Here is a 21,056-nt window from a genome sequence, read left to right on the forward strand (position 1 = left end):
GAAAAATGGCTAATGAAAAATTTATACGAAACAAACCGCATTTAAATGTAGGTACTATTGGACACGTAGACCACGGTAAAACTACTCTTACAGCAGCTATTACCCAAGTTTTGTCTACTCGTGGCTTGGCTAAAAGTAGAGCTTATGATCAAATTGATAATGCTCCTGAAGAAAGAGAACGTGGAATCACTATTAAAACTTCACACGTAGAATATGAAACAGAAAAACGTCACTATGCTCACGTTGACTGTCCTGGACACGCCGATTATGTTAAAAACATGATTACTGGTGCTGCTCAAATGGATGCTGCTATTTTAGTTGTTTCTGGTGCAGATAGTGTTATGCCTCAAACTAGAGAACACATTTTATTAGCGCGCCAAGTTGGTGTTCCAAAAATTGTTGTTTTCTTAAATAAATGTGATCTTTCCCCAGACGAACAAATTTTAGAATTAGTAGAAATGGAAGTTCGTGAATTATTATCTCAATACGATTTCCCAGGAGACGACATTCCTGTTATTAGAGGATCTGCATTAAAAGCTTTAGAAGGTGACGCTCATTACGTTGCTCAAGTAAACGAATTAATCGAAACTCTAGACACCTACATTGAAGACCCGGTGCGCGAAGTTGACAAACCTTTCTTAATGCCTGTAGAAGATGTTTTCACTATTACTGGTAGAGGAACTGTTGTTACTGGTAGAGTAGAAAGAGGTCAAGTAAAAGCTGGTGATGAAGTAGAAATCGTAGGACTTAAAGAAACTAGAAAAACTATTGTAACTGCAGTAGAAATGTTTAAAAAAGACCTAGATTTTGCTCAAGCAGGAGACAACGTTGGAGCTTTATTACGTGGAATTAACCGTGAAGACGTACAACGTGGACAAGTTTTAGCTAAACCAGGTTCTGTTAAGCCTCATTCTAAATTTGTTGCTCAAGTTTATGTTTTAACTAAAGAAGAAGGAGGACGTCACACTGCCTTTTTCTCTCAATACCGTCCTCAATTCTATTTCCGTACTACAGATATTACAGGAGTAGTTGAATTACAAGGTGATGTTAAAATGGTAATGCCAGGTGACAACGCTGAATTAGTAGTTACCCTTAACAACCCAATTGCTATCGAAGAAGGAACTAAATTTTCTATTCGTGAAGGTGGAAAAACAGTTGGTGCAGGATCAGTTTCCAAACTTCTTAACTAAAAATTCATTATACCCAACCTTATTAATAAATAAAACCCACATTATGTGGGTTTTTATCTTTTTTAACTATTTTTTATTTTGTATTTTGCCCCTTTTTGCCCTTTTGCCTTTTTATCGCTTTTTAAAACTCCACAAATCTAACCCAACTCAACTAAAAGATGCAAATTTGGCAATAATGACATTTTAAACACTTATAAAAAAATTAGTTGTGTGCCAAAAAAACGCTATTTATTATCAAATTTCACAACACTAACCAAAAAAAACACCACTTTTTGTCATTTTTTGCAATAAAAAAGCAAAATATCTTCCAATTAATTTTTAAAAAAAGGTAAAATATATATGTGCTTGTTTATTAAGCAAGTTAAAAAAGATGTAAATATTTTTTTAAATAATAAGAATAATAAAATAAATTTAATTTTAATAATAAATAAAATTAAAAAAGGTGGTTTAAATGGAATCCAATAAAGTAAATAATTCGTTTACCCAAATTAAAAATAACTTTCTTTCTTTATTTGAAACAACTACTTATAATAATATTGCTACTCGTAAAGGAATTGCTTTAAAAACAATTTTGCTTTTATGTGTTACAGCAATCACTTCAATGTTTTTTTACCCAATTCTAAAACCCGTGATATTAAAAAATCCAAATATTAATGCAATTTGTTTTTCCATGATTGCGTTAGGTTTTATAAATTATGGCATTTATTCTGCAGGATTAAAACAAGTTGAAATTTCTAAAGCTTGTGGATTAATTTATTCTTTTATAGAAGGAATAATTTTATCAATTATTTTTGTTGTTCTAAATTTAGTTTATGCCAATTTAGTTGAAATTGCCTTTATGGCTATTTTTGCAACCTTTATCGTCTTTGTTGCAATGTCCCATGCTTATTATAAAGGTTTTATAAAAGTAACAAATAGATTTAGACAAATTATGCTATATTGTTCTTTTGCTTTGGCGGTTTCTTATATAGTTCGTTTAGTGTTGTCTTTATGCGGCATTTGGACAATTGAAAATATTATTTACAATAGCTTTTTAACTCTTCCTATTAGTTTAATTATGTTAGGATTTGTATTTATGTTTTTAGCACTTCATTTTGATTACACCGAACAAATGATTAAACAAGGAATGCCTAAAAAATATGAATGGCAAGTTTCTTTGGCTTTTGCAACAACTTTAATTGAAATTTTTTTAAGAATAATGTTAATTTTGCTAAGGTTATTTGGTAAAGATCAAGAAAGAAAATAAAAAAGATCACGAATATTCGTGATCTTTTTTTTATTATATTACCTTTTTTATTCGGTTTGGAATAATAAATTAGTTCTTGTTCCTAATTGCATTGGTAATTCCAATGTTTTTGCACTAACTAATTTAACTCTTATTTGCTTAATTATCTTTTTGTTAGCTTCTAATTCTTGTTGAAAGTTTTTACCTTTCATAGCAATAAAATAACCCTTTTTTTTCACTAAAGGAACACACCATTTTAAGATAATTTCCAATCTAGCCAAAGCGCGAGCAACAACACAATCATAACTGCCATTTTTGTCTATGTCATATTGTTCTACTCTTTGGTGAAAAAAACATATATTATCTAATTCCAAATGGCTTTCTAATTGTTTTAAGAAATTGATTTTTTTTAAAGATGATTCAATGATTACAATTTTTAAATGAGGAAAAAGAATTTTTAAAGGAAAGCTAGGAAAGCCAGCACCCGAGCCAACATCACAAAGATTAGTTACAGTATTAAAGTTAAATATTTCTTTTAAAATTAAAGAATCATAAAAATGTTTATAGCAAACATCAGATAAAGATATTAGAGAAGTAAGGTTCATTTTTTGGTTTTCTTGTTTTAAAAATTCATAGTAAAAAACAAACTTGTTTAATTGCTTTTCGTTGAGTGCAAATTTGTCTTTTAATGATTCAAAGTAAAGCATGATGTTTTTCCAAATAAACTAATAAAATCGAAATATCAACTTGATTGACTCCTAATATTCTTGTTGCTTGTCCTAAAGTTTGGGGTTTGATTAAATCAAGTTTTTCTTGAGCTTCTTTTGATAAATTTTTAATATCTGCGTAATTGATTTTGCTAGGAATTTTTTTTTGTTCTAACCTTGCTAATTTTTGAGCTTCTTTTTGGGCTTTAGCAATATAACCTTCGTATTTGATTTGTATTTCTATTTGTTCATAAATGGTTTTATCTGCTTTTTCCTGTAAAAAATGTTGTAAAGTGCAAAAATTTAATTCTGATCTTTTTAGTAGTTGTGCTAATGTGGTTTTTTCTCCAAGACTAGCTGAGTTTTGTTGTTTTAAATAAGATAGATTATCTGAATTAACTAAAATTTCATAATTTTTGCTTTTTTCTAATAAAAGGTTGATTTTAGCTTTTTTGTTTTGAAAATTGTTATAATCTTTTTCATCAATCAAACCTAGTTGATATCCGTAATCTTTGAGGCGCAAATCGGCATTGTCGTGTCTTAATAATAAACGAAATTCCGCGCGTGATGTCAAAAGACGGTATGGTTCTTTGGCGCCCTTAGTGATTAAATCATCGATCAAAACACCAATATAGGCTTCATTTCTTTTTAACACAAAAGGAGGTTTATTTTGGAGTTTTAAAGAAGCATTAATTCCTGCCATAAGCCCTTGACAAGCAGCTTCTTCATAACCGCTGGTGCCGTTCATTTGTCCTGCTAAAAAGAGATTTTGGATTTTTTTAGTCTCTAAACTGTGTTTGAGTTGGTTGGGATTAAAAGCATCGTATTCGATAGCATAAGCATATTTAGTGATTTGGGCGTTTTGTAATCCTGGAATAGTTTTAAGGATTTCGTGTTGAACGTGTTGAGGCATGCTGGTAGAAAGTCCTTGTAGATACATTTCATCCAAAGATAGGCTTTCTGGTTCAATAAAAATTTGATGACTGTTTTTATCACAAAATCTTACTACTTTATCTTCGATAGAAGGGCAATAACGAGGGCCTGTGCCTTCAACACAACCTCCATACATAGCTGATTGGTTTAAATGTTTTTGGATAACTTGGTGGGTGGTTTGGTTGGTGTGAGTTAAAAAACATGGTTCTTGGGGTCTTTGATTTGTTTGGGGAACAAAACTAAATATTTGTTCTAAATTATCTCCCATTTGTATTTTGGTTTGGCTATAATCAATGCTGTTTTTTTTAACTCTTGGTGGTGTGCCTGTTTTTAAACGAATAACTTCAAAACCTAATTCTTTTAATTGAGCGCTGATACCGTAAGTTGTAGGAACGCCATTAGGTCCCGAGGATTTTTTGGTATTTCCAATTAAAATTTGGCTTGCTAAATAAGTTCCTGTAGTGATAATGACAGTTTTGGCATTAATTTTTGTTCCATCAATAAGACAGACTCCTTGAACTTGGTTGTTTTGGATGACTAGATTGTTTACGAGCCCTTCCAATAGAGTTAAATTGAGGGTTTTTTGTAATATTTCTAAAATAATTTGAGGATATTCTAATTTATCAATTTGAGCTCTTAAAGCTCTTACTGCAGGACCTTTGGAAGAGTTAAGCATTTTGATCTGAATTTGTGCAAGATCTGCAGCTTTTGCCATAACACCACCTAAAGCATCTATTTCACGTACTACAACACCTTTGGCAGGACCTCCGATAGAAGGATTGCAAGGTAAGGAAGCAACTTGTTTTAAGGAGCCTGTAATGAGTAAAGTATTATGTTTTTTTGCCAATATTAAAGCAGCTTCAACACCTGCATGTCCTGCTCCAATAACAATACTATCGTAGATCATTTGAGTACCTTTCTTGATTGTTTTTTTGGGTTTTATAATCATTTATTTATCATTTGTTTAATTTAATTCGTTTGTTTCGTCTATTGTGTTGTCTTTGTTTTTGGGGTTGTCTTCATTGGGATTTTGGTCGGATTTGGGTTCAAAAAAAGTTGGATTGAATTGTTTTTGTTTTTCTTTTAATGATTCGTAAAGTTCTATTCCTAATGTTTCTTGGATTTTGTCCAATGTTTCTTGTAATTTTTTATCTCTAAATATGTGTAATTTTTTTTGTTGGTTTTTCATCCAATAATTCATAGAAAAACAAGAAGATATCAATACAACAAAAGCAGGAATTCTTAACCAAACAGAAATTTGTCCACTAAGCAAAAAAGCATTTAATAAAATAGGCACTAAAACTGCCACAAATAACAATTTTATTGTTTTGATTAAAGTAGCTTCTTTTTGGAAAATCTGCCATATAAAATCTAGCCACATATCGTTTATATCTTTTTGATAAAAAGCTCCAAACTCTTCGTAATATTTTTTTTCAACCAAAAGGCGGCACACTCCTTTATCAGCAGTCCAAACAGCAAATTGGCGTGATTGAAAAAGAGTACTATAATATTTGCTTTGATCCAAATAATAAAATTCTACTTTGGTTTCTTTTCCTTTTAATGTTGTTTCTTGGGTTAAAAATGGTTCTCCTTGTAAAGAGTTGTAAATATTAGTTAATAATTTAAATTCTTTTTCTTTTTGAAAAAATGAAACATTCATATGATTGCTCCTTTTCCTTTATTTTTTAGTTGTGAAATTGTTATTTTTCGAAAGTTTTTTTGCCAAAATTCATTAATAAAAATTTATTTTTTTGTTTTTTTAATTTTATGCATTGAATTGTTGTTTTAAAAATTGTTTTTTGGGTCTTTTATATTAAAAATAACCTTTTCAAACCCTATCTTCCACACAATAAAAATAACTTATGGCTGCTTCAATCAAGACCTGACCAAATTCGTCTCTTATTGTTGAATGATAAGGTTTGAAAAGGCTACCTTAGTTTTGTTGGATAAAAATACTTGTCTTTCGTTAATGATTTTTGTGATTTGTAAATTATTTTTTTCTTGAAAACATTTTTAAAAAATTTTGTATTTTTTGTTTTAATTTAGACATTATTTAGACATTATTTAGACATTATTTAGACATTATTTAGACATTATTTAGACATTATTTAGACATTATTTAGACATTATTTAGACATTATTTAGAAATTATTTAGAAATTATTTAGAAATTATTTAGAAATTATTTAGAAATTATTTAGAAATTATTTAGAAATTATTTAGAAATTATTTAGAAATTATTTAGAAATTATTTAGAAATTATTTAGAAATTATTTAGAAATTATTTAGAAATTATTTAGAAATTATTTAGAAATTATTTAGAAATTATTTAGAAATTATTTAGAAATTATTTAGAAATTATTTAGAAATTATTTAGAAATTATTTAGAAATTAAAAATCAACATTATTATTATATACTTTTTTTATGTATTTGTGCAAACTTTTTTTATTTAATAGATATTTAATGACTTTTGGATCGTTTTTTCTTTGAGGATTTAAATAAAGAAACTATCTTCACTACTTTAATTGCTTTTTTTTGTCCAAAACAATGATTTTATAGTATAATATTTGTTGTATGTTCGTTTGAGTAGCTCAGCTGGATAGAGCAACGGCCTTCTAAGCCGTCGGTCGGGGGTTCGAATCCCTTCTCAAACGCCAGTTTATCTTTTATTTTTTGCACCATTTCTCTTAATTTAGTAATTTAGCAATTAGGCATTTATATTTATTTTTAATATTTATTTTTTTGTCCCAAACATTTTCACACATTTTTATTTTATGTATGTTATTTGTTTTTCAAATAAGAAATAAATATTAAAAATATTTAAAGAACAAATCTCAATAATAACCCTTTTTTTATTTTTGTTTTGTTTTTTGTTTTTTATTTTTTGTATTTTTTTATATCAACTTTAATGCATCCCAAAGCTAAAAGACATTAAAAAAGAAAAAAAGAAAAAGGAATAACAAAATAAATGCCTCAAGAACAAATTGTTTTTGTATTAATCTTAACTTTATCGGTTATTTTGATTCTTATTTTGGGTGGTGTAACTTTCATTATTTATTTTTTTGTTGCCAAACCGAAAAAAACGCAATTCAATATCCAAGATTTTGTGAAACAAGCTTTTTTAGAGTCAGAATCTAGGGTTGTTTGTCATTTGGATGATAAAATTAACAATTTAACTCATCAAAGTCAAGATAGTTTAACTAAAGAAATTAAAGATACTCGCCAACATTTAACAATTAATCTGGAAAATTCTTTAAAAGTTTTAAGAGAACAAAATGCAAGTGGTTTTCAAGAAGTGCAAAACATTCATAAATTATTGTGCCAAAACGATAAAACAGGACAAGCTGGAGAATTTTTGTTGGCACGCGTTTTGGAAAATGTTTCTCATTTTAAAGATAAATTAGTTTTTGAAAAACAATATTTAATGAAAAAAACAAACAATAACGGTAATCGTCTTAAAGTGGATGTGATGTGTAAAGGTTCTGGTAAATTTGTTCAAATTCCTATTGATTCGAAGTTTCCTACCACAGATTTTCTAGCCTATATTAAAGCCAATTTCAACCAAACAGAATTAAAGAGTCGCTTTTTATTTCACATTAAAGAAAGAATTAAAGAAGTTCAAAAATACGTCAGCAAAGAAGACAACTGCCCTTATGCCATTATGTTTATTCCTTCTGAAAGTATTTTTGCCCAAATTAATTGCGATCCTGAAATAATATCATATGCTTTTAAACGCAATGTTATCATTACAAGTCCTTCGATTTTACTTGCTATTCTTAATTCAGTTGATTATTATTTTCAAATTTTCGAAAGTGTTCAAAACAACGAAGAAAAACTTGAATGTATTGAAAATGTGCTACAAGCGATGAAAAATTTTGATAAAGTCTTTATTTGTGATTTGAAAGCGGCTTTGGAAAAAGTTCTCAAAGTGATTGAAGATATTCAAAAAAAAGAAAAAACCTTAGAGCAACGTTATCAAAAATTGTTAGAAGTTCGCAAAAAAGAAAATAACAATTCCAAAAACAACATCAAAAATGAAAAGATAGATTTTTAAATCATTATTTTAACTCCTTTTTGACATTATTTTAACATTATTTTGCAAATACTTTTTTGAGTTATTATATAATATTTACGGATACTATTTTTTTTATTTAGTATCTTATATATTTCATTAATTAAATTATTAAAATTATCTATATTTTTAAATCCAAATTAAAATTAAAAAATTATGCATTCAAATCCAATTTATATTATTTATTATTCTTTATTTTGATATTTTGAGTTTTGGCATGATTTTTATTCAACAACCAAAGGATATCATTTTATTTTTAAATTTACTTCCAAGCAAATCATTATTACTAGCGTTTTTATTGTGATATTACTTGCCATTCCTATTATTATATTTTTTTCTTTAGAAGAAGAATCTCCTCAAGGGTCATCTTCTGATGAAGTTATTGAACAAATGCAATTTTCTGATGAAACACAAAACCCAAACCCAGCCCCTTCGATTTTAGAAAAAAAATCTTGGAAAGATGTATTTATTGAAAGATCAGGAGAAATTGTTGAAAAAGTTATAAAATCTCCGAAAGTATCTAAATCACTAGAAACTTTTTCTAATAAATTATCAAGCACCGTTAGCAAAAGCCTTTCGCAAAATAAAAACCAATCGCCAAGAAAAGCTTGATTATTAATTATATTAATAAATTCAAATATTTTGCTAGCACATAATAATATATAATAATTAAATATTTTTCATTACAAAAGCTAATCTTTTTAAGGTTAGCTTTTCAGTTTTTTTATTTTTGCCACTATTCATAACAGAACCATTATTTTTTGCATGGTTTTTGCTGAATTTTTTTCACAAACCAAACTTTATTATTTTTTTTAACCCCAATTTATACATTTTTATTTTTTCATTTCACGATGAAATTTTGTACTGAACAAATTAAAAAAAATAATAAAACTTCCAACCCACCCCATTCAAAATTAATTATAAATTAATTATCAATATTTAAAAAAACAAACTTATTTATTGTTTTAATGACAAAATTGCATCAAAAAATCTAATCTCCCCCTATTTTTTTATTTTTTGTTTTGCATTACAAATCATTAAACTAAATTCAAAAAGAAAAAGAGGTAAAACAATGATTTTACATTTGTTAACCCCCCCAAAAGAAAGGTATCAAGGATATGAAAGGTGATTATTGGCGAATTCATTGTATAATGGGTTGTTCCCTTCTTGTCTTTGCTTTAATTTGTGGATCAATTATCGGCTATTTTTTGTATTCTTTTTTTAATCAAAAGAAATTAGAAGAAAAAAAACAATCATTTGACAACAAACTAAAAGAAAAAGAAAAAGATTTGCAACAACGCGAACAAGAAATGATGCGTAATGCCAAAATAGAAATAACTTCTTTAAGACAAAAATTAGAACTGGATTTAGAACAAAGAACCAACATAATTGTTGATTTAGAATCCAAAAATAATCGTCGTGAAGAATTACTTAACAACAGAACTGAGAGCCTCAATAAAAGAGAAGAGCATTTAGATTCTGAACAACAAATAATTAGCCATACTAAAAAAAACCTAGAACAACAAATCAAAGAACAAGAAACAATTTTAAACACCCAAAAACAACAATTAGAAAAAATAGCTTCCTTAACGCAAGATCAAGCCAGACAAATCATAATGAAAGAAACAAGAGACCAAACCACTTATGAAATGATGTCATATATTAAACAAGAAGAAGAAAAAGCAAAAAGCGAAGCATCTAAAAAAGCCAAAACTCTTTTAGTTTTAGCCATGCAAAAATATGCTGGCGATATTACAGGAGAAAAAAATATTAGCGTTGTTAACATTCCTAACGAAGATATGAAAGGACGGATTATTGGGCGCCAAGGCAGAAATATTAAGTCTTTGGAAGTTTTAACCGGAGTAGACTTAATTATTGATGAGTCCCCTTGCACCATTATTTTAAGTAGTTTTGACCCGATTAGAAGAGAAATTGCCAAAAAAACTTTAGAATTTTTGGTCTCTGATGGGCGAATTCATCCTTCTCGCATCGAAAAAGCCTTAGAAACTTCAACCATAGAAGTAGACAATTTTATTAAAGAAATGGGCGAAGAAGCTGCTTTTATTACTAAAATCGGCGAAATGCACCCCGACTTAATTAAAATTTTGGGAAAACTGCACTTTCGCATTAGTTACAGTCAAAATGTTTTGAAACATTCTTTGGAAGTAGCTTTTTTAGCTGGTAAACTTGCCTCTGAAATTGGCGAAAACGAAATTCTTGCAAGAAGAGCAGGACTTTTTCATGACATCGGTAAAGCTCTAGACCACGAAATGGAAGGAAGCCACGTAGAAATTGGCGTTTCTATTGCTTCCAAATACAAAGAAAAAAAAGAAGTTATCGACGCTATTGCCTCTCATCATGAAGACCAAGAACCCCAATCAATTATCGCTGTTTTAGTTGCAATAGCAGACACCTTGTCTTCCGCTAGACCAGGAGCCAGAAAAGAATCAGTAGAAAACTACATCCAAAGACTAACCAAATTAGAAACTATTGCTAATGCAACAGAAGGAGTTGCCAAATCTTATGCTATTCAAGCTGGGCGCGAAATTCGTGTTATCGTTGAACCAGACAAAATCGCAGACAATTTTATTTTCCAGACTGCCCGCACCATTAAAGAACAAATTGAAAAAGACATTAGTTACAATGGTGTTATCAAAGTTACTGTTATAAGAGAAACCAGAGCTGTGGAAGTGGCTAAATTATAATCCACCAAAGGAGATAATTAATTTATGAAAATAATGTTTATCGGAGATATTTACGGAAACCCAGGAATTAGTTATTTTGCCGAAAAAGTGGTTTTTTTAAAAGAAACTTACAAACCTAACCTCATTATTGCCAATGCTGAAAACGCTGATAATGGCAAAGGTTTAAGTTTTAAAATTTATAAAAAATTACAAAAATTAGGTGTTGATTTGATGACTATGGGAAACCATGTTTGGAAAAATAAACAAATTAAAAAATTTATTGACAAATCAAATGTAATTCGTCCCATCAATGACACCCAACAATTAGGGCAAGGTTATAAAATTATTGATTGCGAAGATAAAAAAATTTTAGTTATGAATGCTTTAGGACGTGTTTTTATTAACTCCAAATTGCATTGCCCTTTCAAAACTATTGATAATGTTTTGGAACAAAATAAAGCTAAATATGATTTTTCTTTTTTGGATTTTCATGCCGAAGCCACTAGTGAAAAAATTGCTTTAACTCATTATTTTGATGGTAAAATTGATGCTATTGTAGGCACTCACACTCATGTCCAAACTAACGACGAACGCCTTTTTCCCCACAATACTCTTTATATTTCTGATGCAGGAATGACAGGAGCCAAGGACGGCGTCATTGGTAAAGAAAAAGAACCTATAATTCAATCTTTTTTAGGAAATCGTGTTGTTTCAAGACCTAATGCCGAAGGAAAAAGACAATTAAACGGTTTACTTGTCACTCTTAAACCTCACAAAACTATTGAAAAGATTAATTTATCAGAATGAAATAAAATTTGTTTTATGAAAACTAAGCGAAAAAGAATCAAAATTATCTTCTGTATCACTTTAATTTTTTTTGTTTTTTAACGCTTTGCATTTTTTTATTTTATTCTGGTTTTTTAATTATTTAAATTATTAAATTATTATACCAAACATAACTTTTCCATATAAATTTATAATGATTTTATATTTTGGAAAATATTTAATAACCCCAAAACACTTCTACCCTCATAAAGGAAAATTATGAAAAAAGTAATCGCTATTACAGGTCCTACCGCTTCAGGAAAAACTAGCCTTTCTATTAAAATAGCTAAAAAAATTAATTTAGAAATAATTAATTGCGATTCTCTTCAAATGTATCAAAAATACGATATTGGAACTGCTAAAATAACTCTCGAAGAAGCCCAAGGAATTAAACATCATCTTTTAGATTTTCTTGCTCCTGAAACAAATTACAGTATTTATCATTTTCAAAAAGATGCCCGCAAAAAAATCGAAGAAACGTCCCTTCCTTTATTTGTGGGTGGTAGCGGGCTTTATCTTAAATCAGCTCTTTTTGATTATGAATTAACTCCTAAATCTTTGTTTTTGCCACCTACTTCTTTATCTGCAATAGAAAATATGATTGATTTTATTAAACAAAAAGATCCTCAATTAATTGCGAACCTAGATTTAAAAAATCCTCGTCGCATCCTAAGCGCTTATCAAGATTTACTTGCAGGCACTTTAAGGTCACAAAAAAATAAAAAACACAATCCTTTATATTCTTCGCTAATTTTTTATCTCGATATTGATAGACAAATTTTGAAAAAAAGAGTTATTTTAAGATTGGAACAAATGTTAAAACAAGGTTTTATAGAAGAAGTTAACCAAATTCAAACTCATTTTCCAAACGCCAATTTTAATATTATTGGTTATCGTGAAATTAAAGCTTTGTTAAAAGGAAAAATAACTTTAGACCAAGCCAAAACCTTAATTATTCAAAAAACTATGCAATATGCCAAACGTCAAAAAACTTGGTTTAAAAATCAAATTAAGCCCATCATTCTAGATGCCTTATCCCCTGATTTAGAAAAAACCACTATTTGCCTTATTAACGATTTTTTAAAAACTGATTAAACATTAAACAATTAAACCAACGAAAACAATTCCAAAAAATAAGAAAGTAATTAGAAATATGATTAATACAAACGATTTTAAAACTGGACAAACCATTAAATTCAACAACCAAATTTATCAAATCCTAGAATTTTTACATGTCAAACCTGGTAAAGGTGCTGCATTTGTAAGAACCAAATTAAGAAACCTAAGAACAGGTAGTGTCATTGACTACACTTTTAACGCTGGTATCAAAGTGCAGCCTGCCTTAATTACTAAAATTAAGATGCAATTTCTTTATGCTTTGGAAGATAATTATATTTTTATCAATACTCAAAATTACGAACAATTAGAAATTAACAAACATCAATTAAAAGATTTTCTTAAATATCTTTATGAAGGGCTTTTAGTAGATATTATTTTTTATGAAAATGATGAAATTGTAGGTATCAGTTTACCTGACAAAATCTCTATTAAAGTAGCTTACACCGAACCTGGAGCCAAAGGAGATACCAAAACTAATTCTTTAAAAGATGCCACTTTAGAAACAGGTTTAGTAATTAAAGTTCCTCTTTTTATCAATATTGGAGAAAAAATTATTATCAATACTAAAACAGGACTTTATTTATCAAGAGACAACAATAAACAATAAATAAAACACCTTATTTTTGCAGTTTTAAACTGCTTTTTTGTTTTATCCACCACATTTAAGCCTTTTTCTTATATATTTTTATAAATTGTGTTTGTTAATTTCTTTGTTTGTTATATAATTATAGGTAGTTCATGTCATCTACATTTTGCCTTTATATAGTGTTTTGCGATTTGAATCCGTTTATAAAAATTATAAAAAATAAAAAAAGGATGATGATATTGTGTCTTTTTGGGAAAAATTTTTCAACATAACAAAACAATTTGCTTTTTTTAATACTTTCTTTATGGGTATTCTTTCTGGTGTTATTTTAAGCTCTTTTATTTATTGTCTTCTTTCTTTGCGTAGTGTGAAAAAAACTTTAGCAGCTCATAGACTAGAAAAAACAGATGTTAGTCAACAAGAAATAATTAAATTAATTGAAGCTAAGAAAAAAGATTTCAAAGAAAAAATGAAAAAAGATAAAGGCAATTTTGGGCATTTTTTGATAACTTCTACCCAAGAATTAATTTTAGAAATCTCAAGCCAATTTTATCCCAACTCCAAATATCCCTATCTGGAACTTACCATTGATGAAAGTCTTATTTTGATGTTTTACATAAATCAAAGAGTTGACAAAGTATTTCAAAACAAAATTTTGAGAATGTTTCGCAAAATGACTTTAAAAAGAATCTTTGTAATTAGAGAAATGGTTGTTAAAAAAAACATGATTCAAAAGTATCAAAAAGTTGCCAAAGTAACTAATACTTTTAATAATATCAGAAATTTTTTCAATCCTTTTCATTGGTTTAAAAAAATAATTTTTGACAAACCCTTAGAACTTATTTATCATCAAATAGGAGTTTCTTTGATTGCAATTACAGGCGAAGAAGTTTATAAAATTTATAGTAAAAAGATTTTTGAAACTGAAGAAGACCTCGAAAAAGATCTACAAAAAGTTTTAGATACTATCTCTAAAGTAAGTGCAGATCAAAGCGAAAAAGAGTAATTTACTTAACAAAAGAAATAGGTTTAACAATGAAAACATTTAATTGGTTTCCTGGTCATATGAAAAAAACTTTTGACCAAATTAAAAATAATTTATCTTTGGTTGATATTGTTTTAGTAATTTTGGATGCAAGAATTCCTCTTTCAAGCCTCAATTCTCAAATTTTTTCTTTAATTAACCAACGCCAAAAACCCCTCCTTATTTTGCTAAATAAATTTTCTTTAACTGATCCTTGTAAAATCAATAATTTTATCGCTAATTATCACAAAAAACAAATTCCTGTTTTAACAATTGATGCTATCAAATCCCCTAAACTTCAAGAAATATATCAAAAAGCTTTAACAACAATCAAAGCCAAAAAACCCCTTTTTAAATCTAGAAGAATAGCAACCCAAACTCCCAACATTAAAGCTATGATTGTAGGAACTCCCAATGTTGGCAAATCAACTTTAATTAACAGTTTTGCCCAAAAAAAAGTTTTAAAAACAGCTAATTTAGCAGGCACTACCAAACGCATTCAATGGATTGACATTGCTAAACCCAATATCCAGTTTTTGGATACTCCAGGAGTTTTGTGGCACAATTTTTCTGATCCTCGCATAAGTTTGGCATTAGCACTTGCAGGCTGCTTTAAAGATTCCATTTTACCTTTAGAAAAATTAGGCATTCACGCACTTTGCTATCTTATAAAACATTATGGTACCAATTTGAAAAAACGCTTCAATTTAGACCAAAATGATTTATCTAACCCTAATTTAGTTGATATTATCGGACAAAAAAGAAATATTTATACTAAAAATCAAAAAGTTGATCAATCTAGAGTTTATCAAATGTTATTGCAAGAAATAAGGCAAGGTAACTTAGGGAAATTAAATTTTGACTTAGATGTTTTACCTCTCTTTGAAAAACTTTTCTAAAACCCAACCAACCACCAAACCAAAAAATAGAAACGCAAAACAATTAATTACCCAAACTAACCATATCTTTTAATTGAGGGAGCCCAAAAAATGAAATCAAAAGTTATTATAGTAGAATCTCCTGCTAAAACCAAAACTTTAAGCCGTTTTTTAAATGATGAATTTTTAATTTTATCTTCCAAAGGTCATATTAGAGATTTGTCGCTAAAAGGCAAAGACAGAATGGGAATTGACATCGAAAAAGGATTTATTCCTAAATACAGCATTATCAAAGAAAAAGACAATATCGTAGAAACTCTTATCCAAAAAACTAAAGGCAAAGAAGTGCTATTAGCAACCGATCCTGATCGCGAAGGAGAAGCAATTGCTTGGCATTTATCACAAATTCTTAATTTAGACCCCCAAAAAACTAATAGAATTGTTTTTCGAGAAATTACCAAAGAAGCAGTCTTAAAAGCTTTGCAACAACCTCGCAAAATCGATGAACTATTAGTGTTTTCACAAGAAACTCGCAGAATGCTAGACCGTATTATTGGGTTTAAACTGTCGCGTTTGGTAAGGAGACTCAAATCACAATCAGCAGGAAGAGTGCAATCAGTTGCCCTTAAATTAATTGTTGATTTAGAAGAAAAAATAAAAGCTTTTGTCTCTGAAGAATACTATATTATTACTGCTTTTTTTAAAGATTTTCAAGCAGAATACCAAAATCCTTACAAAGGCAAAACCAAAGCCAAAGAAGCTTTTAAAATTGTCCAACAAATCACAGATAAACCCTTTTTAGTTAAAGAATTAAAACAAAAAGAAGTCAAACAATCACCCAAACCACCCTTTATTACATCTACCCTGCAACAAGAAGCCATCAACAGCCTAAATATAACTTCTAATCAAGTTATGAGAGTTGCTCAAAAACTTTATGAAGGAGTTGATATTTTAGGTGAATCTATAGGGTTAATTACTTATATGAGAACAGATTCGCAAAGACTTGCAGACAGCTTTGTTAAAGATGCTCAAAAATTAATTAAAACACAATATGGCAAAGAATATTTAGGTACTTACAAAACCAATAAAAAAGCTCAGTCGCAAGACGCTCACGAAGCTATAAGACCCACTGATTTATCCAAAACGCCCGAAAGCCTAGCACCTCATCTTGATAAATACGAAAATAAACTCTATAAACTTATTTATCAAAGAACTTTGGCTTCTTTAATAACACCTGCCATATTTCAAAAAACCCAAGTTTTTTTTGAAGTTGCAAACCATTTTTTTTTAACTGAAGGTTTGATAAAAACTTTCGATGGCTATCAAAAAATTTTGCAAGATGGCACCAAAGACAAAATTATTCCTTCCTTTAAATTAAATGAAACTTATTTGCCTCAAGAAATCCAAAATTTACAAAAATTTACTAATCCTCCAGCACGCTTTTCTGAATCCACTTTGATTAAAACTTTAGAAAAACTAAATATTGGAAGGCCTTCTACTTACTCTCAAATCATTTTTACCCTCAAAAAAAGAATTTATGTTGATTTAGTAGAAAAACGTTTTGTTCCTACCGAACAAGGAATTTTGACTGCTAAAAACTTAGAATTGTTTTTCAAACAAATTATTGATGTTAAATATACTGCCAAAATGGAAGAAAATTTAGATAAAATCTCTTCAGGATTAGTTAATAATAAAGAATTATTGCAAGAATTTTATGATGCTTTCAAACAACTTTATCAAATAGCCGATCAAAAATTAGAAAAACCAAAAGATATCGAAACCGATCAAAAATGTAATTTATGCAACGCTCCTTTACTCATCAAAAAAGGACGCTATGGTAATTTTTTAGGTTGCAGTCGCTTTCCTGAATGTAAAAATATTGTTTCTTTAAAAGAAAAATCAAGTTCTGTAGAAACAAATCCTTCTATGCAAACCGATCAAAAATGTAATTTATGCAACGCTCCTTTACTCATCAAAAAAGGACGCTATGGTAATTTTTTAGGTTGCAGTCGCTTTCCTGAATGTAAAAATATTGTTAAAATTAAAAAAACTTAAGTTTTTTCGATGAAAAACATAAAAAATTTATTTCATATTTACAATACTTTCAAGTCATTTATATAACAAAAAAGACTATCGATTGATAGTCTTTTTTAATTTATGAATTTATTTAAAACTTTTTGGTTGCTTTTCTTTTTTTAATTTATATACAAAACGAACACATACAAAAACGATAAACATTAACATAATGAAATTAGCACTGAAATTGGCAAATCCATATGCATTATTTATTTTAATGCTTGTTTTTTCTTCATTTCCAAACCAAACATTTCTAAAGAAATAAAGGGCAGGTATTCTGAAAAGAAAAACACGACCCAAACTTAACAACAAATCATATTTAGGTTGTTTAGCTGCAATTAAGAAAGTAGAAAAAACTTCTAATTGAGTAGTTAATAGACCAGTTGTTAAAAGAGCACCCAACAAAAAGGACTTAAATTCTGGGTTTTTTGCATGAAACATATCTAATGTCATTTGGTCTTTTTTTTCTTTGCCTAAATTTTTAAAAAATAAGCATAAATCATCACCAAAACCAAGCCCACAATATTCTTTAGGAGCACAAATTAAATAAGTAACTGCAAATACTAAAAAACAACAAAATGAGACAAGCATTAAAGTTTTAATTGCTCTTTTGTTATTTTTGTTCCCTAAGTTTTCAGAAACAATCATTAATTGTCCTTCTTTTAACGAAAACGATATTTGAGCAAATAAAGTAATAATGCTATCAGCAACTCCAATTGCACCTAAGCCGCCCAAACCTTTAAATTCGAAAGGAGTTCCAGCTAAAAATGGTTTATCAAATGTGCTATCTACCATAAATAAGGTAAACATTCTTCCGACTTCATAAATAAATTTGCCTATTGTTAAAGTAATACTTAATTTCAAAATAGTTTTAAGTAATTTTTTGTCTTGGAAAAAAGTTTTAAAAGAAAAATCACCTAAACTTAAAAATAAAGGATTTTTTTTGTTAAAAAGAGTTAAAAAAGCAACTATTGTAATAAATAAATAAGCAAGACATGAAGCTGTTTGCAACCCTAAAACATTGGGACACAACGCTTCTAAACCAATGACTTTGATGCCAAAACATAAAGTACTTAATCCAATTTTTAAACCCATCATAATACAGTTTAGAACCAAAATTTTTTTAAGTTTTCCCAAAATTCTTTCAATTCCTAAAAAGAAAACATTAATAGCAGCTAAAATAGTGCCCAACATTTGTAATCTAAAAGCGTTAATGCAAAGATTTTTTTCCTCAGTTGTTATTGCCTTTGGTACTCCGTTAATTACTTTTTCCTTTAAAAAAAGACTACAAATAGGGCTGGAAAAACCAATCATAACACAAGTTACAACCAAACTTACTATGAATAACAAAACAAAAACGCTAGATGCTATTTTACGAGCTTTTAAAGATTTGACATTTTTATTTTTACCCACTTCGCGCGAAATTAATGCAACTCCTGTAATTCCTAAACAAACTCCTACTGCTTCTACAATGCTTTGAGCGGATTTGGAAAATTGAATGTAGCTTTGGGTTGCTCCTTCTAGACCAGCTCCAAAAAAAGTATCAACACTACCGAAACAAGCTTTAAAAACATTAAAAACAATAATAGGCAAAGAAATAATCCATAAAGTTTTTAATAAGTTTCCCTCCAAAACAAGCCTACTTATTTTATCTTTTTTATTAATTACTTTGTTTTTTGTCATTTATTTAAAAAACCTTCCTTTTGATTTGAAATTAATTGAAATAAATTGATAAATTATTATATTTATTTTTATTGCATTTGTTGTGCAAAAAAGTATAAATTTAAAAAACAAATGGCAGTTATTTTTTGCAGTTTTAAAAATGTTTGTTTGTATCTTTTTTGTCCACTCAAAAATTAATTATTTTTCAAATAAACATTTTTTCCTTTATTTTAAGGATTTTTAATTAAGGATTTTTAAAGGTTTTCAAAAAAGATTTTAGGTTTAATTGGTTAAAGTTTTTGTTTTCTTTTAGCAAGCATTTGATGAAAAAACATAACAAAAAAATGCTTATTAAATCTAAAATAACTGCAAATTGTTTTCTTAACTACTCTTTAAGTATAACATATAAAAAAATAAGTGTTAATATTTTTGCTACTCCCAAAGATAAAAAACAACTAAAAAAAGGAAATCCAAATCCAAAAAGCTAATAAAATTATTCCAAAAAACAACTTCATTATTTTTTTGCAAACTTATTTTTTAATTGTTTTATTTATTTTAGCCAATAAATATTTGTTGCAATATTTTGTTTTATTTTGCGAAAAAGCCCCCAATATCACAAAATTTTTACAAAAAGAACAAAAATAATACGTTTTAATTGCAATATTTGATTAAATCGTATACAATTTAAATGTAGCTGTTAATAAATCAAAAAATTCTAAGACTAGCATAAAAAGTTTTTTCATAAAAATTTTCATAAAAAAAGATTAGTTAGTTTTTGAAATACCTAAAAATTTACTTAAAATAATAATTTATAATTTGGATAAAGACACAAAAAAGACAGTTAAAACAAAAAACCAAACTAATCATATTATATTTTATTATTTTTTTAAACGCTTTGGAACTTTTTCAAGTACACTATTTTTTTACTTATTAACATTTAACAACTATTTATTTCATTTATTTTAATTTTGACTCGCGCGCGCGGATTTATTAAAAAACATTCATCAAACTAATCATTTAACAATATTTACAATATTTCAAAAATATAAAAGAGACTTAATTTTAAAATGAAAAATGAAAACCAAAAAGCAAAAACAACAACAAAAGAAAACAAAAAAATTGCTGTGTTAACTTCAGGCGGAGATGCTCCTGGAATGAATGCAGCTATTCGTGCTGTAGTTTTTGAAAGCGCTAAACAAGGATTTGAAGTTTTCGGCGTAAAAGATGGTTATTTAGGACTTTTTAATAACCAAATCGAAATCTTAAATCCTCAAACATTTCCTCGTGTTCTTAATGTGTCTGGTACTTTTTTGGGAACTGCTCGTTTTTTAGATTTTCAAAATAATTTAGATGTTCGCAAGCAATGCGCCCAAAATTTAAAAACTTTAGGAATTGATAAATTAGTTGTAATTGGTGGTGATGGTTCTTATAAAGGAGCATCCAAATTGCACGAACTTGGCATCAAATGCGTAGGACTGCCAGCCACCATTGACAATGATATTTGTGCCACTGATTTTACTATTGGATTTAGCACTGCTCTCAATAATATTGTAGATGCCATCGAAAAATTGCGCGATACTTCTGTTTCTCACAACCGATGCAGTATTATTGAAGTGATGGGACGCCACAAAGGGGATTTGGCTTTATTTGGTGGACTTGCTGCAGGAGCAGACGTTATTGTTACTCGCGAAAATCTTTTATCCCAACAAACTATTTGCCAAAAAATTAAATCTTTGCACCAAACAAACCAAAGACATGCTATTGTAGTTGTCACTGAACATATTTTTGATGTTGCAAGTTTAGCCAAAGAGGTAGAAAATTACAGTGGTTTCGAAACTAGAGCCCAAGTTTTAGGACACATTCAAAGAGGTGGTAAACCAACTGCAGAAGATCTAGTCCTTGCTTTTAGAATGGGAAGTTATGCCGTTTCTTTATTGCAACAAAACATTTTTAATTGTGCTGTTGGCACTTGCGGACTTAATTTGCATTACACTACTTTTGGTGATCTTTTTGAAAAAACTTATGATAAAAATGAATTATTTAATGTAGTAGCTAAATTGTTGTAAAATGATTGT

The 21,056-nt window shown here is 28.5% G+C and carries 16 protein-coding genes, 1 tRNA gene and 1 other RNA gene; 13 read left to right on the top strand and 5 right to left on the bottom strand.

The window, feature by feature from the left end; genetic code table 11:
- The first annotated feature begins 5 nt into the window (after window positions 1-5).
- Entirely contained in the window at window positions 6-1,190 is a 1,185-nt protein-coding gene (gene tuf / locus KE631_RS00970; protein WP_011160639.1) for an elongation factor Tu, read from the top strand.
- 451 nt (window positions 1,191-1,641) lie between these two features.
- Window positions 1,642-2,436 carry a Bax inhibitor-1/YccA family protein gene (locus tag KE631_RS00975; RefSeq protein ID WP_212509018.1) on the top strand — a complete coding sequence of 265 codons (795 nt, stop codon included), beginning with the start codon at window positions 1,642-1,644 and terminating at the stop codon, window positions 2,434-2,436.
- Window positions 2,437-2,483: 47 nt separating this feature from the next.
- Here the strand turns inward: KE631_RS00975 and rsmG are convergent, their stop codons facing one another.
- The 4 genes from rsmG to ffs all read right to left on the bottom strand — a co-directional run bounded on the left by rsmG (window position 2,484) and on the right by ffs (window position 5,975).
- A complete protein-coding gene (gene rsmG / locus KE631_RS00980) occupies window positions 2,484-3,122 on the bottom strand; it encodes a 16S rRNA (guanine(527)-N(7))-methyltransferase RsmG (RefSeq protein WP_212509019.1) in 639 nt (212 codons plus the stop codon).
- Window positions 3,109-4,962: a tRNA uridine-5-carboxymethylaminomethyl(34) synthesis enzyme MnmG gene (gene mnmG / locus KE631_RS00985; RefSeq protein WP_212509056.1), complete on the bottom strand. Its 1,854-nt coding sequence runs from the start codon at window positions 4,960-4,962 to the stop codon at window positions 3,109-3,111. The genes rsmG and mnmG overlap by 14 nt, the downstream gene beginning before the upstream one ends.
- A 57-nt stretch (window positions 4,963-5,019) precedes the next feature.
- Complete coding sequence (locus KE631_RS00990) at window positions 5,020-5,715, bottom strand: hypothetical protein (RefSeq protein ID WP_212509020.1); 696 nt, start codon at window positions 5,713-5,715, stop codon at window positions 5,020-5,022.
- A 168-nt stretch (window positions 5,716-5,883) separates the two neighbouring features.
- An RNA gene (ffs, locus tag KE631_RS00995) (signal recognition particle sRNA small type) lies at window positions 5,884-5,975 on the bottom strand.
- A gap of 660 nt (window positions 5,976-6,635) precedes the next feature.
- Between ffs and KE631_RS01000 the strand changes: the two genes are divergently transcribed.
- The 10 genes from KE631_RS01000 to topA all read left to right on the top strand — a co-directional run bounded on the left by KE631_RS01000 (window position 6,636) and on the right by topA (window position 17,298).
- A tRNA-Arg gene (locus tag KE631_RS01000) sits at window positions 6,636-6,712 on the top strand.
- A gap of 311 nt (window positions 6,713-7,023) precedes the next feature.
- Entirely contained in the window at window positions 7,024-8,109 is a 1,086-nt protein-coding gene (locus KE631_RS01005) for a DNA recombination protein RmuC (RefSeq protein WP_212509021.1), read from the top strand.
- Between the two features lie 318 nt (window positions 8,110-8,427).
- Window positions 8,428-8,739, top strand: a complete 312-nt coding sequence (locus KE631_RS01010) for a hypothetical protein (RefSeq protein WP_212509022.1) — start codon at window positions 8,428-8,430, stop codon at window positions 8,737-8,739.
- Between the two features lie 506 nt (window positions 8,740-9,245).
- Window positions 9,246-10,832, top strand: coding sequence for a ribonuclease Y (gene rny / locus KE631_RS01015; protein WP_212509023.1), 1,587 nt, complete (start codon window positions 9,246-9,248; stop codon window positions 10,830-10,832).
- Between the two features lie 24 nt (window positions 10,833-10,856).
- Window positions 10,857-11,618: a TIGR00282 family metallophosphoesterase gene (locus KE631_RS01020; RefSeq protein WP_212509024.1), complete on the top strand. Its 762-nt coding sequence runs from the start codon at window positions 10,857-10,859 to the stop codon at window positions 11,616-11,618.
- 237 nt (window positions 11,619-11,855) lie between these two features.
- A complete protein-coding gene (gene miaA, locus KE631_RS01025) occupies window positions 11,856-12,731 on the top strand; it encodes a tRNA (adenosine(37)-N6)-dimethylallyltransferase MiaA (protein ID WP_212509025.1) in 876 nt (291 codons plus the stop codon).
- A gap of 58 nt (window positions 12,732-12,789) precedes the next feature.
- Entirely contained in the window at window positions 12,790-13,362 is a 573-nt protein-coding gene (gene efp / locus KE631_RS01030; RefSeq protein ID WP_212509026.1) for an elongation factor P, read from the top strand.
- 220 nt (window positions 13,363-13,582) lie between these two features.
- Window positions 13,583-14,347 (top strand): hypothetical protein, encoded by a 765-nt coding sequence (locus tag KE631_RS01035; protein WP_212509027.1) that lies wholly within the window; start codon window positions 13,583-13,585, stop codon window positions 14,345-14,347.
- 29 nt (window positions 14,348-14,376) lie between these two features.
- A complete protein-coding gene (ylqF, locus tag KE631_RS01040) occupies window positions 14,377-15,264 on the top strand; it encodes a ribosome biogenesis GTPase YlqF (RefSeq protein ID WP_212509028.1) in 888 nt (295 codons plus the stop codon).
- 90 nt (window positions 15,265-15,354) lie between these two features.
- On the top strand, window positions 15,355-17,298 hold the full coding sequence (topA, locus tag KE631_RS01045; protein WP_212509029.1) for a type I DNA topoisomerase: 1,944 nt from the start codon (window positions 15,355-15,357) through the stop codon (window positions 17,296-17,298).
- 108 nt (window positions 17,299-17,406) lie between these two features.
- Here the strand turns inward: topA and KE631_RS01050 are convergent, their stop codons facing one another.
- Window positions 17,407-19,002: a multidrug transporter gene (locus KE631_RS01050; RefSeq protein ID WP_212509030.1), complete on the bottom strand. Its 1,596-nt coding sequence runs from the start codon at window positions 19,000-19,002 to the stop codon at window positions 17,407-17,409.
- Window positions 19,003-20,048: 1,046 nt separating this feature from the next.
- Between KE631_RS01050 and KE631_RS01055 the strand changes: the two genes are divergently transcribed.
- The gene (locus KE631_RS01055) at window positions 20,049-21,047 is read left to right on the top strand and encodes an ATP-dependent 6-phosphofructokinase (RefSeq protein ID WP_212509031.1); all 999 of its coding nucleotides are present in this window, start codon (window positions 20,049-20,051) and stop codon (window positions 21,045-21,047) included.
- The last annotated feature ends 9 nt before the right edge of the window (window positions 21,048-21,056 follow it).

Origin of the sequence: 'Santalum album' aster yellows phytoplasma (genome assembly GCF_018283495.1) — a bacterium.
In the GTDB taxonomy this organism is placed as follows: Bacteria; Bacillota_I; Bacilli_A; order Acholeplasmatales; family Acholeplasmataceae; genus Phytoplasma; species Phytoplasma asteris.

What these genes read in the sequence shown, in the direction of transcription:
- KE631_RS01055 (WP_212509031.1), top strand. Translation starts at nt 20,049, where the DNA reads ATGAAAAATGAAAACCAAAAAGCAAAAACAACAACAAAAGAAAACAAA.
- KE631_RS00975 (WP_212509018.1), top strand. Translation starts at nt 1,642, where the DNA reads ATGGAATCCAATAAAGTAAATAATTCGTTTACCCAAATTAAAAATAAC.
- KE631_RS00990 (WP_212509020.1), bottom strand. Translation starts at nt 5,715, where the DNA reads ATGAATGTTTCATTTTTTCAAAAAGAAAAAGAATTTAAATTATTAACT.
- rny (WP_212509023.1), top strand. Translation starts at nt 9,246, where the DNA reads ATGAAAGGTGATTATTGGCGAATTCATTGTATAATGGGTTGTTCCCTT.
- rsmG (WP_212509019.1), bottom strand. Translation starts at nt 3,122, where the DNA reads ATGCTTTACTTTGAATCATTAAAAGACAAATTTGCACTCAACGAAAAG.
- KE631_RS01005 (WP_212509021.1), top strand. Translation starts at nt 7,024, where the DNA reads ATGCCTCAAGAACAAATTGTTTTTGTATTAATCTTAACTTTATCGGTT.
- tuf (WP_011160639.1), top strand. Translation starts at nt 6, where the DNA reads ATGGCTAATGAAAAATTTATACGAAACAAACCGCATTTAAATGTAGGT.
- efp (WP_212509026.1), top strand. Translation starts at nt 12,790, where the DNA reads ATGATTAATACAAACGATTTTAAAACTGGACAAACCATTAAATTCAAC.
- miaA (WP_212509025.1), top strand. Translation starts at nt 11,856, where the DNA reads ATGAAAAAAGTAATCGCTATTACAGGTCCTACCGCTTCAGGAAAAACT.
- ylqF (WP_212509028.1), top strand. Translation starts at nt 14,377, where the DNA reads ATGAAAACATTTAATTGGTTTCCTGGTCATATGAAAAAAACTTTTGAC.
- KE631_RS01020 (WP_212509024.1), top strand. Translation starts at nt 10,857, where the DNA reads ATGAAAATAATGTTTATCGGAGATATTTACGGAAACCCAGGAATTAGT.
- KE631_RS01050 (WP_212509030.1), bottom strand. Translation starts at nt 19,002, where the DNA reads ATGACAAAAAACAAAGTAATTAATAAAAAAGATAAAATAAGTAGGCTT.
- topA (WP_212509029.1), top strand. Translation starts at nt 15,355, where the DNA reads ATGAAATCAAAAGTTATTATAGTAGAATCTCCTGCTAAAACCAAAACT.
- mnmG (WP_212509056.1), bottom strand. Translation starts at nt 4,962, where the DNA reads ATGATCTACGATAGTATTGTTATTGGAGCAGGACATGCAGGTGTTGAA.